The sequence below is a fragment of the Streptomyces sp. Ncost-T10-10d genome, assembly GCF_900091955.1.
GTDB lineage: Bacteria > Actinomycetota > Actinomycetes > Streptomycetales > Streptomycetaceae > Streptomyces.
The window spans coordinates 1-17,789 of the sequence record NZ_FMDF01000090.1; the positions used below are offsets into that span (position 1 = coordinate 1).

Annotated in this window: 17 protein-coding genes and 1 pseudogene; 5 read left to right on the forward strand and 13 right to left on the reverse strand. The window is 68.4% G+C overall.

What is annotated here, in order from left to right:
- Positions 1-56: 56 nt before the first annotated feature.
- The 3 genes and pseudogenes from GA0115254_RS13705 to GA0115254_RS44430 form a co-directional block, all read right to left on the reverse strand.
- Positions 57-503 carry an SRPBCC family protein gene (locus GA0115254_RS13705; RefSeq protein WP_093895551.1) on the reverse strand — a complete coding sequence of 149 codons (447 nt, stop codon included), beginning with the start codon at positions 501-503 and terminating at the stop codon, positions 57-59.
- A 334-nt stretch (positions 504-837) separates the two neighbouring features.
- Positions 838-1,056 (reverse strand): annotated as a pseudogene (locus tag GA0115254_RS47545) (transposase); the annotation flags it as partial.
- The gene (locus GA0115254_RS44430) at positions 1,040-1,330 is read right to left on the reverse strand and encodes a hypothetical protein (RefSeq protein WP_176740107.1); all 291 of its coding nucleotides are present in this window, start codon (positions 1,328-1,330) and stop codon (positions 1,040-1,042) included. The gene GA0115254_RS44430 and the pseudogene GA0115254_RS47545, both read right to left, overlap by 17 nt.
- A 318-nt stretch (positions 1,331-1,648) precedes the next feature.
- Between GA0115254_RS44430 and GA0115254_RS13715 the strand changes: the two genes are divergently transcribed.
- The gene (locus GA0115254_RS13715; RefSeq protein ID WP_093895553.1) at positions 1,649-2,392 is read left to right on the forward strand and encodes a GNAT family N-acetyltransferase; all 744 of its coding nucleotides are present in this window, start codon (positions 1,649-1,651) and stop codon (positions 2,390-2,392) included.
- 373 nt (positions 2,393-2,765) lie between these two features.
- Positions 2,766-3,569: a class I SAM-dependent methyltransferase gene (locus tag GA0115254_RS13720; RefSeq protein ID WP_093895554.1), complete on the forward strand. Its 804-nt coding sequence runs from the start codon at positions 2,766-2,768 to the stop codon at positions 3,567-3,569.
- 188 nt (positions 3,570-3,757) lie between these two features.
- Here the strand turns inward: GA0115254_RS13720 and GA0115254_RS13725 are convergent, their stop codons facing one another.
- Entirely contained in the window at positions 3,758-4,387 is a 630-nt protein-coding gene (locus GA0115254_RS13725; protein WP_093895555.1) for a TetR/AcrR family transcriptional regulator, read from the reverse strand.
- Between the two features lie 75 nt (positions 4,388-4,462).
- Between GA0115254_RS13725 and GA0115254_RS13730 the strand changes: the two genes are divergently transcribed.
- The gene (locus tag GA0115254_RS13730) at positions 4,463-5,014 is read left to right on the forward strand and encodes a GNAT family N-acetyltransferase (protein WP_093895556.1); all 552 of its coding nucleotides are present in this window, start codon (positions 4,463-4,465) and stop codon (positions 5,012-5,014) included.
- A gap of 538 nt (positions 5,015-5,552) precedes the next feature.
- Here the strand turns inward: GA0115254_RS13730 and GA0115254_RS13735 are convergent.
- From GA0115254_RS13735 to GA0115254_RS13765, 7 genes are all read right to left on the reverse strand, one after another.
- The gene (locus GA0115254_RS13735; protein ID WP_093895596.1) at positions 5,553-6,071 is read right to left on the reverse strand and encodes a DUF1203 domain-containing protein; all 519 of its coding nucleotides are present in this window, start codon (positions 6,069-6,071) and stop codon (positions 5,553-5,555) included.
- A 232-nt stretch (positions 6,072-6,303) separates the two neighbouring features.
- Complete coding sequence (gene mmsB, locus GA0115254_RS13740; RefSeq protein WP_093895557.1) at positions 6,304-7,560, reverse strand: multiple monosaccharide ABC transporter permease; 1,257 nt, start codon at positions 7,558-7,560, stop codon at positions 6,304-6,306.
- 4 nt (positions 7,561-7,564) lie between these two features.
- Entirely contained in the window at positions 7,565-9,106 is a 1,542-nt protein-coding gene (mmsA, locus tag GA0115254_RS13745; RefSeq protein WP_093895558.1) for a multiple monosaccharide ABC transporter ATP-binding protein, read from the reverse strand.
- Between the two features lie 84 nt (positions 9,107-9,190).
- The gene (gene chvE, locus GA0115254_RS13750) at positions 9,191-10,291 is read right to left on the reverse strand and encodes a multiple monosaccharide ABC transporter substrate-binding protein (protein WP_093895559.1); all 1,101 of its coding nucleotides are present in this window, start codon (positions 10,289-10,291) and stop codon (positions 9,191-9,193) included.
- A gap of 2 nt (positions 10,292-10,293) precedes the next feature.
- Positions 10,294-11,304, reverse strand: coding sequence for a hypothetical protein (locus tag GA0115254_RS13755; protein WP_093895560.1), 1,011 nt, complete (start codon positions 11,302-11,304; stop codon positions 10,294-10,296).
- Positions 11,305-11,497: 193 nt separating this feature from the next.
- Positions 11,498-12,499 (reverse strand): zinc-dependent alcohol dehydrogenase, encoded by a 1,002-nt coding sequence (locus GA0115254_RS13760; RefSeq protein ID WP_256102566.1) that lies wholly within the window; start codon positions 12,497-12,499, stop codon positions 11,498-11,500.
- Between the two features lie 83 nt (positions 12,500-12,582).
- A complete protein-coding gene (locus tag GA0115254_RS13765) occupies positions 12,583-13,737 on the reverse strand; it encodes a mandelate racemase/muconate lactonizing enzyme family protein (protein WP_093895562.1) in 1,155 nt (384 codons plus the stop codon).
- Positions 13,738-13,952: 215 nt separating this feature from the next.
- Between GA0115254_RS13765 and GA0115254_RS13770 the strand changes: the two genes are divergently transcribed.
- Both GA0115254_RS13770 and GA0115254_RS13775 read left to right on the forward strand, forming a co-directional pair.
- On the forward strand, positions 13,953-14,729 hold the full coding sequence (locus GA0115254_RS13770; RefSeq protein ID WP_093895563.1) for an IclR family transcriptional regulator: 777 nt from the start codon (positions 13,953-13,955) through the stop codon (positions 14,727-14,729).
- Positions 14,726-15,574, forward strand: coding sequence for an SMP-30/gluconolactonase/LRE family protein (locus GA0115254_RS13775; RefSeq protein ID WP_093895564.1), 849 nt, complete (start codon positions 14,726-14,728; stop codon positions 15,572-15,574). The genes GA0115254_RS13770 and GA0115254_RS13775 overlap by 4 nt, the downstream gene beginning before the upstream one ends.
- A gap of 701 nt (positions 15,575-16,275) precedes the next feature.
- Here GA0115254_RS13775 and GA0115254_RS13785 read toward each other — a convergent pair.
- Positions 16,276-16,761 (reverse strand): GNAT family N-acetyltransferase, encoded by a 486-nt coding sequence (locus tag GA0115254_RS13785; RefSeq protein ID WP_256102558.1) that lies wholly within the window; start codon positions 16,759-16,761, stop codon positions 16,276-16,278.
- A 420-nt stretch (positions 16,762-17,181) separates the two neighbouring features.
- Entirely contained in the window at positions 17,182-17,766 is a 585-nt protein-coding gene (locus GA0115254_RS13790) for a helix-turn-helix domain-containing protein (RefSeq protein WP_093895566.1), read from the reverse strand.
- Positions 17,767-17,789 lie beyond the last annotated feature (23 nt).

A 17,789-nucleotide genomic window follows, 5' to 3' on the forward strand; every position in this document is an offset into this window, starting at 1 on the left:
ACCCTCTGTCACCCATCCCCGCATCTCGGGGGAACCTCAGTGTTCTGCAACGTGCCTCAAGCGCTTCCGCCATGCTCGCGCACGGCGATCCGGGCCAGCTTCGTCAGCATCATGCCGTTGCGGACCGCGACGATGTAATCCACGGGGAGTCCGTGCATTCGGGTGCCGGGGCCCCTGAGGGGGTGCCAGTCGAGAACGAAGAGGGTGTTCTCGCCCCAGGGGATCAGGTTCATGGCAATGCGGGCTGCGCCGAAAGGATCTGCCTTTGCCTCCAGTTCGAGGCGGTGCTGCGGTTCGCAGATGCGGACGACGCAAATGTCGTCCAGGGTCAGGGGACCGGCACCGACTCGGACTTTCAGGCGGGCGCCTACTTCTGGCCAGTGCGGGTCCGCGGCGAGGACCTGCTGGGTTCCTGTCACCCACTCCCCGTAGCGGTGGCCGTCGGACAGCAGGCTCCAGACCTCGGACGGCGAGCTGAGGATCAGACGGCAGTTCCGGGCCACGCTGGTCACGTTCCTTCTGGAGGATGAGGGATATGAGAGATGCTGCCGGTCATGGTTCCTCCGGTACGAGGCCGTCCGGCGCGGCAGGCGCTGGGCAGCCGTGAAGCCCGGCGCGAGAACCTGGCGTTGGGTCGGCCGGTGCGCGCGGATCGCCGGGCCGGCCTCTTCATCGCCGCTCGTGCGGGACAACCGGTCGAGCGTGCCGGGGAACTGCGGGAAATCCTTAATGGTGCGGAATCCTGGTCCGGCCGCCCACGGGCTTGCCCTCCAGCCTCATGCCGACCACACCACCTGCACAATCCGACAGGTCCATACGGGGCTGTGATCTGCTTGCCCCCGCGTCGATGCCTTGGCCGGCCGTGGGCACGTTGACGGAGGTTTTGACGCTCTGGGCGTCCAGCCCGGATGCGCGGCTTCCCACGGGGCGTAGTCGTGGCGGGAGGTGGTGCCAGGGAATGCCGGGCCGGTCTACGTACGAGATCGCATCCAGGAACCGGCGCACGTGCTGCGGCGGGCGTCCCATGTCGTTCGCGACGCTACGCCTCGGCTCCCTCCGCCGCCTTGCGATCCGTCTTCTGGCCCAGGAAGGTGTTCCGCTCCGTCCGCACCCGGTCGTAGAGCTCGCGCAGCCACGGACGGCGGACGGCGGGCAGCCTCGCCAACGTGTCCAGGAACACCCGCTTGTCCGGCCGGAACATGTACATCGGGTGCGGCGGCAGCGGATAGTCGTCGCGCAGGACATCGTCCGGCAGCGTGCCGGACGCCGGAAGCAGCGAGGTCTCCCGGGGGAAGGCCAGATACGCCCAGACCTCCGTGGCCGGCGGCACCCTCGCCAGGGTTGCGCTCCCAGTGGGAAGCGGTCCGGGTCGTCGCAGAATGACGACGCGGCGGATCGAACCCGGCCGGCTTCCACGTGCCAGGCGTTGGTGTGAAGTTCCATGCTTGTTGTCACCAGGATTGCCGAGCGTGTCGTCCCTGCTCGCCGACGGGTGTCCCGCCTCAGGCAAGTTGGAGGATTCTCATGGCATCTCACACGAGGCGGCGGATTCTCGCTGAATCAAGGCTGGGCTGAGTTCTGCGGTACTGGCTGCCCGTCGGGGAAGAACCCGGTCGCGCTCCGGCGGCAGAGCCGACAGGATGCTCCCATGGTCAACGATCTCCTGCTCGCTCACGCCCGGGAGCTGTGGGTGGAGCTGGCGGACACACCGGTCGAGTTCTGTCCGTCCGGAGGGGCGAACGTCGTGGTCGCGCCCGGTTCGCGGATGTGTCCACCGATGTGGGCGGGGGTCGTGCGGATCGGTGACGCCGCCATCGTCACTGCGCCGAGTGTGCGGGCCGCCGGGATGATGGACGCCGCAGCGCGGAGGATGTCCCACGAAGATCTCGTCGACGCCGCCCGTCTGCGCGCGGTGCTGCCTGTCCTCGACGTCCTCGGGCCGGCTTCGCTCTTCTATCTCGATCGGGACGGTTTTCGTCCTGCGCATGAAGGTGCCGGGATCGAGCAGCTGCCGAACGGTGACAGCGGCCTGGCTGCGCTGCTGGCCCTGGCCGGGGAGGAGGAGGTGGGCGAGAGCGGTCTGGAGGACATCTCCTCTCCCGCGTTCTGTCTTCGCCGGGGCGACGAAGTGGTGGCCGCGGCCGGGTTCCGGTCCTGGCCGCGGTCGGTGGCCCACCTGAGCGTGCTGGTTGCCCCGCATTGCCGGGGCAACCACCTGGCGCGGGTGGTGGCGTCCGCCGCAGTGGCCCATGCCCTCGATGCCGGCATGTTGCCGCAGTGGAGAGCACGCCCCTACCCATCACAACGTGTGGCTCTAGCTCTGGGTTTCCAGGAACTGGGTGCCCAGCTCAGCGTTCGTCTCGCCGACGCACCCATCGACCGGAACTGCTGAGGACGAAGCGTCCACCTCTCCCGTGACAACCATGTCGTTCGAGAGCAGCGAGCCCGAGGCTCTCAAACGACATGGCAACAGGGCAGGTCAGGTGCCTGGCACCTGCCGAGTACGCAGCGACAGGACACATGCAGCTCAGCCACGGCAGTTGTAGTACCTGACCGTTGGCATGTCGGTGCTGGGCGCCGGTTGCGAGCGGTTCGCCGTGATGGTGGCGGGGACGGCGGCAAGGAGACTGTCGTGAACGCTGATCACCGGGCCATGGTGGGGGAGTGCAGGGGCGCGGTACGGCTGGGGTGGCGTCCCCAGGCGGAGATCAACGGGACGGTGGCTGGTTCGAGCCCGCCCTGCGCCCGTCTGCCAGAATCGCCACATGGCTGAGCACGAAACAGACCGCGGCTACCTGCTGGACAACAGACAGTCGGAGGCGGGTATCCGCTTCGGCGCCCTCGCCGAGCTGTTTGACCCGGTGACGTTTCGGCACGTCGACCGGCTTGGGATCGGTGCCGGCATGCGGTGCTGGGAGGTCGGCGCCGGCGGAACCTCCGTACCCCTCGGGCTGGCCGAGCGAGTCGCCCCGAACGGCACGGTGATCGCCACCGACATCGACGTGTCCTGGACCCGGGACATCGACGGTGGCGTGATCGAGGTGCTTCGGCACGACGTGGCGGCCGACCCGCCGCCGCCCGGCGGCTTCGACCTCGTGCACGCCCGACTGGTCCTGGTGCACGTCACCGACCGCACTGAGGCGCTGCGCCGGATGGTCCAGGCGCTGCGGCCCGGCGGCTGGCTGCTCCTGGAGGACGCAGACCCGGGGTTGCAGCCGCTGTTGTGTCCGGACGATTCTGGTCCCGAACAGCGGCTCGCGAACCGGCTGCGATCCGGCTTCCGCACCCTGATGGCGGCGCGCGGCGCGGACCTCGCGTACGGGCGGACCCTGCCCAGAGCGCTACGCGAAGCCGGTCTGGACGATGTACAGGCCGACGCGTACTTCCCGATCACCTCGCCGGCATGTGCCGTACTCGAGGACGCGACGGTGCGGCAGATCCGCCACCAGCTGGTGGGGGAAGGGCTTGCCACCGACGAGGAGATCGACCATCACTTGGCAAACGTCGCCACCGGGCGGCTCGACCTGGCCACCGCCCCGATGATCTCCGCGTGGGGACGCCGCCCATAACCCCTCCCCGACTGCCCGGCAGGAGGCCCTGGGCGGTCGACCCCCGCCGGCGCACCCAGCCGCACCGCGCCGCGGCGCTCCCACCCCGTGGGCCGGTGATCAGCGTTCACGACAGCGTCCTTGCCGCCGTCCCCATATCTGAAGCCATCCCGCCCGGCCGCTGACCAGCACCGACATGCTGTCGATCACTAAGTGCAGCTGCCGTGTCGGCCGGTCGGCACGGCGCCGATGTCGGTGACGACAACGCGCAGCAAGGCGAGTTGGTGGTGGACAGCAGCACCGGCCCGGCGCTCGTCATCGGTGGCGAGAAGGTCGAGCAGGGCGCCCCGGAGCACGGCCAGAGCCAGGGTGCGGCGGGTCGCGCCGTCCTCGCTGTCTCTCTCCGGCTGTGGCTGGCAGGCGGCCAGGACGTCGAGCCAGTCGTTCACGGTGGCGCGGGCGAAGCCGGCCCAGGCACCGTCGGGCTCGACGAGGGACCGGGCGTAGGCCTCGGCCCACAGCCGTAGCAGCGGGCGATGTTCTTCGGTGGCGAGCCAGGCCCAGATTTGCTCGACCGCAGGGGCCAGGCCTATGGGCTGGTCGGCTTGCGCAAGCTGGTCCAGGACCGTCAGCTCGTCAGTGCGGGCGCGCGCCAGCAGCGCCTTGACCAGGCCGTCCTTGTTCCCGAACAGAAACATCAGAACGCGTGGGCTGGAGCCGATGGCCGACGCCAGCGGGCGCAGGGACAGATCTGCCAGGCCGTGCGCGAGGGCGTACTGATAGGCGGCCTCCAGCAGTTCGACCTGCCTGGCGGACTGGATTGTCGCTTCCTTGGACACGGGACTAGCCTAGCGCTACTGAAACAGTTGTGTCAGTGGCAATCGAATGCAGCCGAGGGGCCAGGAGAGCAACCCATGCCGCAGCAGCAACACCAGCCGCACGTCCTCGTGCGCCGCGCCAACCGTCCCGGTGACCTGGGCTGGGTGGTGATGGCCCACGGCGAGACCTACGACCGGCAGTTCGGCTGGAACACCGATTTCGAAGCCTTGGTCGCCACGATCGTCGCCGACTACGCTGCCGACCACGACCCGGCCAAGGAGGCCGCCTGGATCGCCGAGGTCGACGGCGAGCGCGCGGGCTGCATCTTCCTCGTCGCCGGCGACGAACCAGGGGTGGCCAAGCTGCGCATCCTGCTCGTCACCCCGAAGGCCAGAGGCCTCGGCCTCGGCACCCGCCTTGTCGAGGAATGCCTGGTCTTTGCGTGCGAGGCCGACTACCAACAGGTGACCCTGTGGACGAACGATGTGCTGGTGTCCGCGCGCAAGATCTACCAGGGTCTCGGCTTCACTCTCGCCGACGAGGAACCCCACCACAGTTTCGGCCACGATCTCGTCGGCCAGAACTGGGTCCTCGACCTGCACACCACCCCGGCAGGCAAACAGAAGGACCCGGCCGACCGGGCATGAATGCTTCCCGGGCCATTCGGATGACCGGCGACCCTCGCCCGCGGTCGTCATGTCTCCCGAAGTGCCAGTGCAGGACGGGGAATGGGCAGTCCTTCAGGTCGCTGCCGGCGGTGAAGGCCGGTACGCCGCTCGCGATGGGGAAGGTGTTGGCGTGAATGCTGTTACCTGCGCAGTGACGTCACCGTTTCACCGGCGGCTCGCCTGAAACCCGCTCGCCCGGTGCGGTGCAGGATCCGGCCTCGGTCCGGGCTGCCTTGCGCGCCGCCGGCGCGACAGCGGCCCCGGCCCTGGCCGTGGCCCCGGCCAGGCCGGCGACGACATCCGCTAATAGCCCTACCGACCTGGGACACAGCCACGGATGAGGAGGAGCAGGCGTTGATCAGCTCCTCGATCGTGAGCATGAAGCCGGCCGACTGAAGCGCCCAGTCACATCGATGCGACGCGGCCCTGTCCGGCGGTTCAGGCTGAACAACGGTTTGGTACCGGCGGAATCGACGACGGCCGTGAGCCTCGCGGACGGCCATTCGGTGGGCATCGCCTACGGTCGTCTCACCTCGAACTGGAAGCAGCCGTACTCCAGGGCCCGCACGTGCACCAGTGCCACCTCCGGCTCGGCAAACGCTTCCCCGAGGACCCGGTCGAACCCGGCCTCGGCGTTGTCCGGGATCTCGAAGAAGCGGCCCCCGACGATGTGTCCCTCGGCGTTGTAGCGGCGGATGGTGCGCAGTGCCCCCGGTCGCGAGAAGGGGTAGCCCTGGGGGCGCCGTGGCTCTCCGCATTCGTCGGCGTGGATGAATACGGGTCCCGCTTCGTCGTAGGCTCCGGGGTCGGCCCCCGTTGCCGTCGCCCAGCGGCGCAGCGGGGCGTACGAGACGAGGGCGACCCGCTCGCCGGGCTCGATGGCCCGCAGGCAGCAGCGCAGCGGGCTGCCCACGCAATCGAGGGGAACGCCGTCCTCGCGCGCGGTGTACGGCCGCGGCGGCCGCCCGGAGTCATCGATGTCGCGGAGTTCCTTGACTGCGGCGGGAGGGATGGGGAGAGGCGTGTATGCGGTCATGGGGCCCAGTGTCGGCGGCCGGCCCTTGGCGCGCTGGCGGGATTCGGACGCGAAGGTCCATGGCATTGCTGCGGTGTATTCGGCAGGTCACGAACGGACGAGCCGGATGGCTGCGACGGTGACGGTGCGGTGCCGTGGAAGAGGTACCGCCGCCGCCTCCGCTGCCGTCACTGTGCGTCCGCTCGTTTCCATGTCCGGCTCCAGTAAGGGGAGTTGGATTCGCCTGCGGGCCCTATGAACCGGCCTTGCGCTTGTTCCACACGTCGAAGCCGACCGCTGCGAGCAGGACCAGGCCCTTGATGACCTGCTGCCAGTCCGTGCCGACGCCGACGAGGTTCATGCCGTTGTTGAGCACACCGAGGACCAGGCCGCCGATGATCGCGCCGAGGACGGTGCCGACGCCGCCGCTCATGGAGGCACCGCCGATGAACGAGGCGGCGATCGCCTCGAGTTCGAAGTTGGTGCCCGCCTTGGGGGAGGCGGCGTTGAAGCGGGCCGCGAAGACGAGCCCGGCGAGGGCGGCCATCATTCCCATGTTCAGGAAGACCAGGAAGGTGACCTTCTTGTCCTTGAGGCCGGACAGCTTGGCCGCGGGAAGATTGCCGCCGATCGCGTAGACATGGCGACCGATCACCGCGTTGCGCATCACATAGCCGAAGCCGACGACCAGGACGGCCAGCATCAGCAGGACCACGGGGGCGCCCTTGTAGCTGGCGAGCAGCAAGGTGGCCGTCAGCAGAGCGGCGGCCAGAGCGACCAGCTTGAGCGCGAACATCTTCGCGGGCAGCACATCCAGCGCGAACTCCTGCTCCCGCCTCCGGTCGCGCATCTCCTGGATGACGATGAACGCGATCAGGACAAAGCCGAGCAGCAGGGTGAGGTTGTGGTAGTTGGTGTCCGGTCCGACCTCCGGGAGGAAGCCGTTGGCGATGGTCTGCATGCCTTTGGGGAACGGGCCGAGTGTCTGTCCCTTCAGGACGATCTCGGTGGCGCCCCGGAAAAGCAGCATCCCGGCCAACGTGACGATGAACGAGGGTATGCCGACGTACGCGATGAAGAAGCCTTGCATCGCGCCCGCGGCCGCACCGAGGGCCAGGCACAGCACGACCGCGACCGGCCAGGGCACATGGTGCTGCACCATGAGCACGGCTGCTACCGCGCCGACGCAGGCGGTGAGCGAGCCGACCGACAGATCGATATGACCCGAGATGATGACCAGCATCATGCCGATCGCGAGGATCAGGATGTAGCTGTTCTGCAGCACCAGGTTGGACACATTGCGCGGAAGCAGCAGGTCGCCGCCCGTCCACACGGTGAACAGGGCCACGATCAGGCCGAGCGCGATCAGCATGCCGTACTGCCGCATATTACGGCGCAGGCCATCGAGGACCAGGCCGATCAGGCCGCCCCCGGTCTTGCCGCCACCGGCTCCGTCACCGGACGGAACCGGGGCGTCCGCCGGAGTCCCGGCCGTCAGATCCGTACTCATCCAGCTACCTCATGTCCTTCGTCATCTGACGCATCAGCACTTCTTGGGTGGCCTCCGCCCGCGGCACCTCACCGGTCAACAGGCCGGCGGACATCGTGTAGATGCGGTCGCACATGCCGAGCAGTTCGGGGAGTTCCGAGGAGATGAAGACGACGGCCTTGCCCTGGGCGGCGAGCTTGTCGATCACTGTGTAGATCTCGTACTTGGCACCCACGTCGATGCCACGGGTCGGCTCGTCAAGGATCAGGACGTCGGGACCCGCGAAGATCCATTTACTGAGGACGACCTTCTGCTGATTGCCGCCCGAGAGCTTGCCGACCGGCTCGGCGACAGTCGGTGCCTTGATGTTCATGCTTGCGCGGTAGCCCTCGGCGACCTGCCGCTCCGCGTGCTCGTCGACGATGCTGCGCCTGGCGACCTTGCCGAGAGCGCTGAGCGAGATGTTGCGGCCGATCGTGTCGATGAGGTTCAGCCCGTAGTGCTTGCGATCCTCGGTGACGTAGGCGATCCCGTACCGCACCGCCTCGGGGACGGTCCTGGTACGGATCTCCTTGCCGTCCTTGAGGACGGTGCCGCCCGCATAACGTCCGTACGTGCGACCGAAGACGCTCATCGCGAGCTCGGTGCGGCCCGCGCCCATGAGCCCGGCAATGCCCACGATCTCGCCGCGACGCACATTCAGCGAGACGTCGTCGACGACCTTGCGGTGCTGGTCGATCGGATGGTGCACCGTCCAGCCGCGGATCTCCAGGGCCGGTGCCGTGCCGTGCTCCGGCTGATGCGGGGTGCGTTCGGGGAAGCGGTGGTCGAGGTCGCGGCCGACCATGCCGCTGATGATCCGCTCCTCGGTGGTCTCCGGGGCCTTCACATCCAGGGTCTCGATGGAGCGCCCGTCGCGGAGGACGGTCACCGAGTCGGCGACCCGGGCGATCTCGTTCAGCTTGTGCGAGATGATGACCGAGGCGATGCCGTGGTCCTTCAACTCCAGGATGAGATCCAGGAGTTTCCCGCTGTCCTCGTCGTTCAGCGCCGCCGTCGGCTCGTCGAGGATCAGCAGTTTCACCTCCTTGGACAGCGCCTTCGCGATCTCCACGAGTTGCTGCTTGCCCACGCCGATGTCGGCGACCCGGGTCTGCGGATGCTCGTCGAGGCCGACCCGGCGCAGCAGCTCCGAGGCGTGCCGCAGTGTCTCGCGCCAGCTGATCACGCCGCGCACGGCGTGCTCATTGCCGAGGAAGATGTTCTCCGCGAGGGAGAGATTGGGCACCAGGGCGAGTTCCTGGTGGATGATCACGATGCCGCGCTGCTCGCTCGCCCTGATGTCCTTGAACCGGCACGGCTCGCCGTGGAAGAGGATGTCTCCTTCGTAGCTGCCGTGCGGATGGACGCCGGAGAGGACCTTCATCAGGGTCGACTTGCCGGCGCCGTTCTCTCCGCAGATGGCGTGGACCTCGCCCGGGTGGACGGTCAGGGTGACGTCCGAGAGCGCCCTGACTCCGGGGAAGGTCTTGACGATCGAGCGCATTTCCAGGACGGGTCGCGCCATGGTCGTGCCTTTCTCTGTCGCTGATGTGGGGCTCCCCGGCTCGGGCGCGCAGGCCCGGAGCGCGGGGAAGGTGGACTGCGCCGGCTACTTGAGATCGCTCTCCTTGTAGTAACCGGTGTCGATCAGCTCCTTCTTGTAGTTGTCCTTGTCGACGCTGACCGGGTTGAGCAGGTAGGCGGGGACGACCTTTGCGCCGTTGTCGTACGACTTCGTGTCGTTGGTCTCGGGCTTCTCGCCCTTCAGCGCGGCGTCGACCATGTCGGTGGCGACCTCGGCGAGCCGGCGCAGATCCTTGTAGACGGTCTGCCGCTGCTCGCCCGCGATGATCGACTTCACCGAGGCGACCTCGGCGTCCTGCCCGGTGACGACCGGCCACGGCTTGGACTTGGTCCCGTAGCTGTCGCCACGGAGCGCGGAAAGGATGCCGATGGAGATGCCGTCGTAGGGCGAGAGCACCGCGTCCACGCGCTTGGACCCGCCGTACGAGGAAGTCAGCAGGTCGTCCATGCGCCGCTGGGCGGTGCCGCCGTCCCAGCGGAGGGTGGTGACCTGGTTGAGTTCGGTCTGGTGGGACTGGACGACGAGTTGCTTCTTGTCGATGTACGGTTGCAGGACCTTCATCGCGCCGTTGAAGAAGTAGCGGGTGTTGTTGTCGTCGTTGGAGCCGGCGAACAGCTCGATGTTGAACGGGCCCTTCTCTCCCTTGTCCAGGTCGAGTTGGTCGATGATGTACGTGCCCTGCAGCCTGCCGACCTTCTCGTTGTCGAAGGACGCGTAGTAGTCGACGTGCTCCGAGTTGAGGATCAGGCGGTCGTAGGAGATCACCGGGATCTCGGCGTCGGCGGCCTGCTGCAGGACGTTGTCCAGGGACTTGTTGTCGATGGCCGCGATGACCAGGGCGTCCACACCCTGGGTGATCATGTTCTCGATCTGTGAGACCTGTTGGTCCGGGTCGTCCTCGCCGAAGGCGAGCTTCGTCCTGTAGCCCTTGGCCTTGAGGTCCTTGACGACGTTGTTGCCGTCGGATATCCAGCGCTCGGACGACTTGGTCGGCATCGCGATGCCGATGGTGGCGTCCTTGGTGTCCTTCTTCTCCTCGCTGCCGCCCGAGCTGTCCTGGCCGCAGGCGGTGAGGGAGAGGCTGAGGGCGAAGCAGGCGGCGGCTGCCGCGGTGCGTATGCGCATGATCAGGAGTCCTTCTCGATGTCGTCGCCTGGAGCGTTGTCAGCGTTGTGAGCGGGGTCGGCTGTGAAGCGGTTCAGCGTGCCGGGCAGGCGGGAGCCGAGCGGCGACATGCCGCCGTCCGCTCCGTGCCGGGCCAGCAGATCGAGGGCGAGACGGCCACGGCGGACGCGTTCGCGGGCGGTGTCGAGAGTGAGATCGCGCAGATGCGCCCCGTAGGGGTAGATCCCGGACGTCTTCGACAGGCCGAACTTCAGATACAGGGGTGCGCCGCGCCGGATCAGCTCGGCGATCTCGTACATCCGCACATAGCCGCCGAGGTCGTCCGGTGCTTCGACATACATGTCCATGGGCGCGGCGGAGACCCGGCGGATCTCGGTGAGATGGGCGAGCGTGAGGTCGGAGGGGACGTTGAGCGAGTCGGCGCCGAGTTGTTCGTACACGGCGTACGAGGCGGGATTCACGGGTCCGATCAGTGCGGAGACCTTGAGCGTGGTGTCGGCCGGGACGACGCCCGCCAGGCGTGCCCGGTGGAGCGCCCAGAGCACACCCTCGTCCGCGACGAGCAGGCACTTGACGCCCAACTGCGTGGCGCGTACGGCGTCTTCGACGCATCCGGCGAGTGCGTCGTGGCCGCGGGCGCGCAGCCCGGCGCCGTGCGAGTCGGTGCGCACGGATGCGCCGGTGTCCCAGGTGCCGCGGGGGCCGGTGAAGAGGCACAGTTCGATGTCGCGCTCGCCGGCCGCCTCGACCATCTCCGTGATCTCGGAGTCGGACAGCATCCAGATGCCGCTGCCCTGGCTGATCCGGTGGATCGGGACATCCAGGCGTGAGCTCTCCTTCAGGACGACGGACAGCGCCTCGGGGCCCTCCACCGAGGGGATCTCGGTGCGCCAGGTGCCGCCGTCGGGAAAGGAATGCGCGGAGGCGTCGGCCGGGTCCAGGACGGGTATGGCGTGGCCGATGCGGGCCAGTGCGTCGGCGCCGGGGCGGCGGGGTGAGGACGGGGCGATCACGAGACTCCCATGTTCGATATTTCGGACGACGTTCGAGTTGATGGGTGTACGGCGGTATGCGTCCTGTCAGGCGGCTGCGTACCGCCGTACGGTCAGGGGTCCGTCCGGTGGGGTGGACCCGGTGAGCCGAACGCGCATGTGCGGCGGAGCAGATGTGTGTCGGGGCGGCCGGAAACCTCCCGGCCGCTCGGGCTCAGGGGCGCAGCAGTACCTTCCCGGTCCGCGGATCACCGCCGCCGACCAACGCGATGGCCTCGCCGAACCGCTCCAGCGGGAACTCGTGGGTGATCAGTGGTGCGGGATCGAGCAGTCCGAGGCCGAAGGCCCGCACCGCGTCCGACCAGGCGGACGAGGAGGCGCCGAAGACGCTACGGATCTCCAGTTGGCTCAGCGAGAGGTGCACCGGGTCGATGCCGGTGGCCCCCGGTGTGAACATCCCTGTGAGCACCACCCGGCCACCCCGGCGCGCGAGCAGGCAGGACGAGGCGGCCGTGGTCGGTGCCCCCGCGGTCTCGACGGCCAGGTCGAAACGGCCCTGAGTCATGGCCTCGGCGGCTTCCGGCGACAGGCTCTCGCTCGCCCCGAACCGCCTTGCGTGCTCGCCGCGTTCGGCCCGTGGGTCGATCACGGTCAGCTCGGCGGGCGAGCAGGCGGTGAGCAGCTGGACCGCGAGCAGTCCGAGGGTGCCCGCACCGACCACGGCGATCCGCTCGCCGGGGCTGGGGCGTCCGGCCCGCACCGCGGCGGCGATCACCGCGGCCGGCTCGAGGAGGGCCGCGGCACGCAGGTCGGCGTCGTCGTCGAGCGGGTGCAGCAGGCGTGCGGGCACGGTCAGCCAGTCGGCGAACGCGCCCGGTTCGGTGAACCCGGTCTCGGCGTAGCCCCCGGTGCACAGGCTCGTCTCACCGCACCGGCAGCGCTCGCAGATCCCGCAGGCCCGGAACCCCTCGGCGACGGTCTTGCGGCCGACCAGCGCGGGATCGACGCTCTCGCCGACCGCCTCGACGGTCCCGGACCACTCGTGCCCGGGGATCACGGGATAGCTGACATAGGAGGCGTCGCGATGCCCGGCGTAGACCTCACGGTCGCTCAGGCAGATACCCGCGGCGGCCACCCGCACCAGGGCCTCACCGGGCCCGGGAACCGGCAACTTTCCCAGCACCAGACGGTGTTCGCCGGGACGTTCGATGACCAGAGAACGGTTGCCCCCGTCGGGAAAGCGGCCGGAAACGCGGCGGCCCCCGTCGGGGAGACGGTTCGCTTCGCTCGGGGCGTGGCTCACTTGGGCGCCCTCTGCTCCCAGCCATCGGCCCACAGGTCGAAGCGGGCCTTCTGCTGCGGGAACTCGGCCGCCGCGTCCACATCGAGCTCGACACCGAGCCCGGGAGCATGCGACACCTCGAAGCATCCGGTCGCCGCGTTGACCTGAGGCGCGCCCTTGACCACCTTCTTGATCTCCGCGTCCGCGAAGTCGTTGAAGTGCTCCAAGATCTTGAAGTTCGGGGTGCAGGCTGCCAGTTGGAGCGAAGCGGCGGTGAGCACCGAGCCACCGACGTTGTGCGGTGCGACCAGCATGTAATGCGTCTCGGCGGTCGCCGCCAGCTTGCGGGTCTCCAGGATGCCACCGATGTGGCCGACGTCCGGCTGGATGATGTCGGCTGCCTGCGACTCGAAGAGCTCCCGGAATTCGATCCGGTCATGGATCCGCTCACCGGTCGCCACGGGGATGTCCACTTTCGAGGCGACCTTCTCCAAGGCCCTGAGATTCTCCGGCGGCACCGGCTCCTCCAGCCAGGCGGGCTTGAACGGCGCCAGCTCACGGGCGAGTCGCACTGCTGTCGAGGGGCTGAACCGCCCGTGCATCTCCAGCATCAGCTCGGCGTCGGGGCCGATCGCGTCTCTTACCGCCTCGATCAGCGAGACGGCGTACCGGGTCTCCGCGGTGCCGAGCTCGAAGTGACCGGTCCCGAACGGGTCGATCTTCAAGGCACGGTAGCCGCGCGCCATGACCTCCCGGGCCGCCTCGTGGTACGCCTCCGGGGTGCGCTCGGTCGTGTACCAGCCGTTGGCGTACGCCTTGACCTCATCGGTCACCAGGCCGCCGAGCAACTGCCACACCGGTACGCCGAGGGCCTTGCCCTTGATGTCCCAGCACGCCATCTCGACGACCGCGATTCCGGACATGGTGATCTCGCCGGCCCGCCCGTAGTCGCCGTACTTCATGCGACGCACGAGATCTTCCACGGCGAACGGGTCGGAACCGGCTATGTGATTCGCCTCCGCCTCGTGGAGATAGCCGATCAGTGCGTCGGTGCGACCGAGCATGCGGGTCTCGCCGACTCCGGTGAGGCCCTCGTCGGTGTGGACGAGAACGTAGGTGAGATTGCGCCAGGGGGTCCCGACGACATGAGTGCTGATTCCCGTGATGCGCACGGCAGTTGCCCCTAGAGTCCGGGTCTGGTTGTTCGATATTTCGTCACACGTTCGAAATGTTGGCGTGACGGTATTCGGGCCGTCCGGGAGTGTCAATGGGGTGCGCGGCAGTCGTTTCCGCAGGACCATTGCCCGGCGAATGGTGCCGTGACTAGCCTGTGCACGTCATACCGGTCATTGGCCGGAGTTTCGAACAACAGGGGCGGGTGAGGGCCATGGGACGCCTTGTCCCGGCGGTGAACAGGGCGCTGGACGTACTCGAACTGTTCCTGGAGGGCGACGGAACCCTCTCCGCACCGGATATCACCCGCAAGCTCCAACTGCCCCGCACCACGGTGCATGAGCTGGTCGCGACGCTGGCGGCCCGCTCCTATCTGGTGGCGGTCCCCGAGCAACCGGGCCGCTACCGCCTCGGCGTGCGCAACTACCAGCTGGGCAGCCGGTACGCGGAACAGCTCGACCTCGCCGCAGAGGGTCGGCGGGTGGCCCGTGAGGTAGCCGAGACCTGCGACGAGACGGTCCACGTCGCGATCCTCGAAGACCTGGACGTCATCTACATAGCCAAGGTCGACTCGACCCACGCGGTCCGCATGGTCTCGGCGGCAGGACGCAGGCTCCCGGCGCACTGCACGTCGGTCGGCAAGATGCTCCTTGCCGCGCTCCCGGCCGACGAGCTGGACATCCGGATCGAGAAGGAGGGCGATCTGGCCGCGATGACCCACAACAGCATCACCGACCCCGACGAACTGCGGGAAGCCCTTGCCGAGATTCGCGGGCGTGGCATCGCCACCGAACACCGCGAGTCCAATCCGGACGTGAGCTGCGTGGCCGCACCCGTGCGCGACAGATCGGGCCGCGTCGTCGCCGCCCTGTCCATTTCGGTCCCCTTGATCCGCTGGTCGGAGGAGCGCGAGGCCGAACTCGCCGAGCTGGCCGCCAAGGGCGCGGGCGACCTCTCCGCGAGCCTCGGCCACCGCGGTGGCAGCCGGTGAAGGCAGTCGAGGTCGCGGTCAGGGAGTCGGCCGCGCTGGGGGAGGGCCCCACCTGGGACCCGGTGTCCGAGAGGCTGATCTGGGTGGACATCCTGGGATCCCGTATCCACATGTACGAGCCGGGTAGCGGCCGCCGTACGGTGCTGGCCACGGAGCAGCACGTCGGCGCGGCCAAGCCACGTGCGGCCGGTGGTCTGGTGGTCAACCTTCGTGACGGCGTTGCCGTGTACGACGTGGACGGCGCGTTCTCCTGGCTCGTGCACGAGCCCGTCGCCGGCCGCCGCGGCAATGACGCGACCGTTGCGCCCGACGGCTCCCTGTGGGCCGGCACCATGCGCTATGACGAGCGGACCGGCGGTGGCAACCTCTCCCGCATCGCCCCCGACGGTACCGCCACCGAGATCTTCCCTGCCGTGTCCGTCAGCAATGGCACCGGATGGAGCCCGGACGGGAGCTTCGTCTACTACATCGACAGCCCCACCCGTCGCATCGACGTGTGCCGGATGGACGGCCGACTTCCCGTCGACCGGAGCCCCTTCGCCACCGTCGAGGAAGGGGCCGGGTTCCCGGACGGCCTGACCGTCGACGCCGACGGCTGCGTATGGGTCGCCCTGTGGGACGGGGCCCAGCTGCGCCGTTACACCCCGGACGGAGACCTCGACCGCACCCTCGACCTCCCGGTCCGCCGCCCCACCGCCTGCACCTTCGGCGGACCGGGCCTGCGCGACCTCTACATCAGTACGGCCCGTACCGGCCTGGCCCGGCCTCACCCGCTGTCGGGCTCGCTCCTGGTGGTGCCGGATGCGGGGGAGGGGCTGCCCGGCGTCGCCTTCGGGGCGGCCTGACCGGCTGCGCCGACAGCCCGCTGCTGCTGGTACAGGCCGGCCGACGGCTACCGCCTGCGCCCGGCATGGAGTGGATCGGCGAATTCAGCGCCCGGTTTGCACAAGGGGTCTCCGAGGAGCTGGCCGTGCTCTCCCACCCCCGGCCGACGATCAGCTTCAACCGGATTGACGCCACCCATCTCATGAACCTGGAGACTCCAGAAGCGGTGGCGACGCTGGTCGCCGGGTTCGTTCGAGGACTGCCCGACCAAAGAGTCCGGCACAGCTCCCGAACCCCGCCTTCGCCCGTTTCCCCGCCGCCCGAATGCGGACTCGAAGAAGCCCCGTTGACCTGTCAGGGCAGATCAACGGGGCTGTCTGCCATGAACTCGTTGTTCATGGACGGGGGTTCGCGGACCTTGGAACCTCCTGTCCCGTCTCACTCGATCGAGTCGTGTTCTCAACGAACCGAGCCGTTCGGGCTTCTGTCTCAGCGAGTCCAGTCGCGCGGCTGAATGCACTGGGCGCGCTGAACGGCTGTACCAGCTGGGGTGGATCCCGCAGGACCTTGCATCGAGCTGTCGTACGTTGACGCGGTGCACAGGCGTCGTCGACGCCCGCTACGGGGCTGTGTGACGGGCCGGTTCGAGGATGTGGCTCCGGTACGCACGTCCCGCTGGTCCCGCGGTGAGCGTCACCCGAGCTCCACCGCAACGCGCCTCTCATGACAGGGAGCGGGTGAGCCAGACCAGTTCGCCGCGGTCATCCGTCGATACGTGGTCGCGCTTGAACCCAAGCTTGTCGAGGACGCGAAACGATGGCGCATTCCAGGGACGCACCGTCGACCAGAGCCGCTTCCGTCCGGTCGCGATCGCGGCGTCGAGTACCGCGGAAGCCCCCTCGGTCGCGTAGCCCTGTCTGTGCACGCGCCGGAACAACTCGTACGCGATCTCGGGCTCGTCGACGGAAGCCCGACCGACGGTGAGCCCGCAATACCCGATGAAGTCGCCCACATCGCGGCGGATGACGGCCAGCAGAGCGATGCCTGTCAGTGCCGACGCGGCGCGCTGATCCTCGATCATCCGCCGGTTGTGCTCGATCGACGGCATGCCATCGCCCCGTTCGGCGACGAGCTCGCGATGGGCGTCGACGTCGGACTCGGTCCACGGACGCAACGTCAGCCGGGCGGTTTCGAGTTGGAGCGGCATCGGCGGATACGACATGGCGACAGTCTAACGACGCCGCCCCGGACCCGACCGGATCGACTGAGATCTGCAGCCTGTCTCCACGAACCGAGTCCACGCGTCTCACCCGATCCAGTCCACGCAGGTCAGCGGCGTGCGGACGACTGATTTCGTTGAGACGGGACACCTCCGCAGAATCTGACCTGCTACAAACTTGCGATCCCCCGACCATGATCACGGGGGCATCCTCCCAGGCCAGAGGCCATCCGTCCTGGCACCGCCTGCGCCTCGACCTCGCCCCGGACCTACATCGGATGATGTGGGTGACGGGATCACCACGGCTACGGCCCTGCACGGGCCGGGGCGCCGCGGCGAAGCAGCCCGTCAGGCGTCGACCTCCTGCGAGCAGTTCTCGCCCCCGAGCACCGGGCTGACCTGCGCGGGTCAGGTTGCAGAAGCGGGACCGGGTGGCAGGTGGACCGTCATGATCAGGTTGCAGGTTTTGGTGCCGGAGCCACGGTAGGTGTGGGGGGCGTCGCCGTCGAACGTGGCGGTCTGACCGGCTTCGACCGTGTGCTCGGTGCCGTCGACGACCAGGGTCATCCGGCCGGAGGTGACGCTGACGGTTTCCACGACTCCGGCCTGGTGGGGGTGGCTGGGGTATTCCTCGCCGGGTTCCAGTTGCCAGCGCCAGACCTCGACAGGGGCCGGGCCTGAGGTCGTCAGCATGAGCCGGGCCTCGCTGCCTTGCGCTCCGGTCCACAGCGGGGCCATGGCGTCAGCGGTCACGACGCGGACGCGGCCTTCGGCCGGTCCCTCCATCAGCGCGGACACCGAGATGCCGAGAGTGTCGGCCAGCCGGACCAGGGTGGCGAAGTTGGGGTTGCCCTGGGCTTTCTCCAGCCCCACCAGGGCGCCCTTGCTGACCTGGGCACGCCGGCCGAGCTCATCCAGGGACAGGCCGGCGCGAGTGCGGGCCGCCCTGACGTTGTGCGCGAGAGTCCGCAGGGCAGCGGCCGTCTCGGCCATCCGTTCACCATCCTCACAAGTGG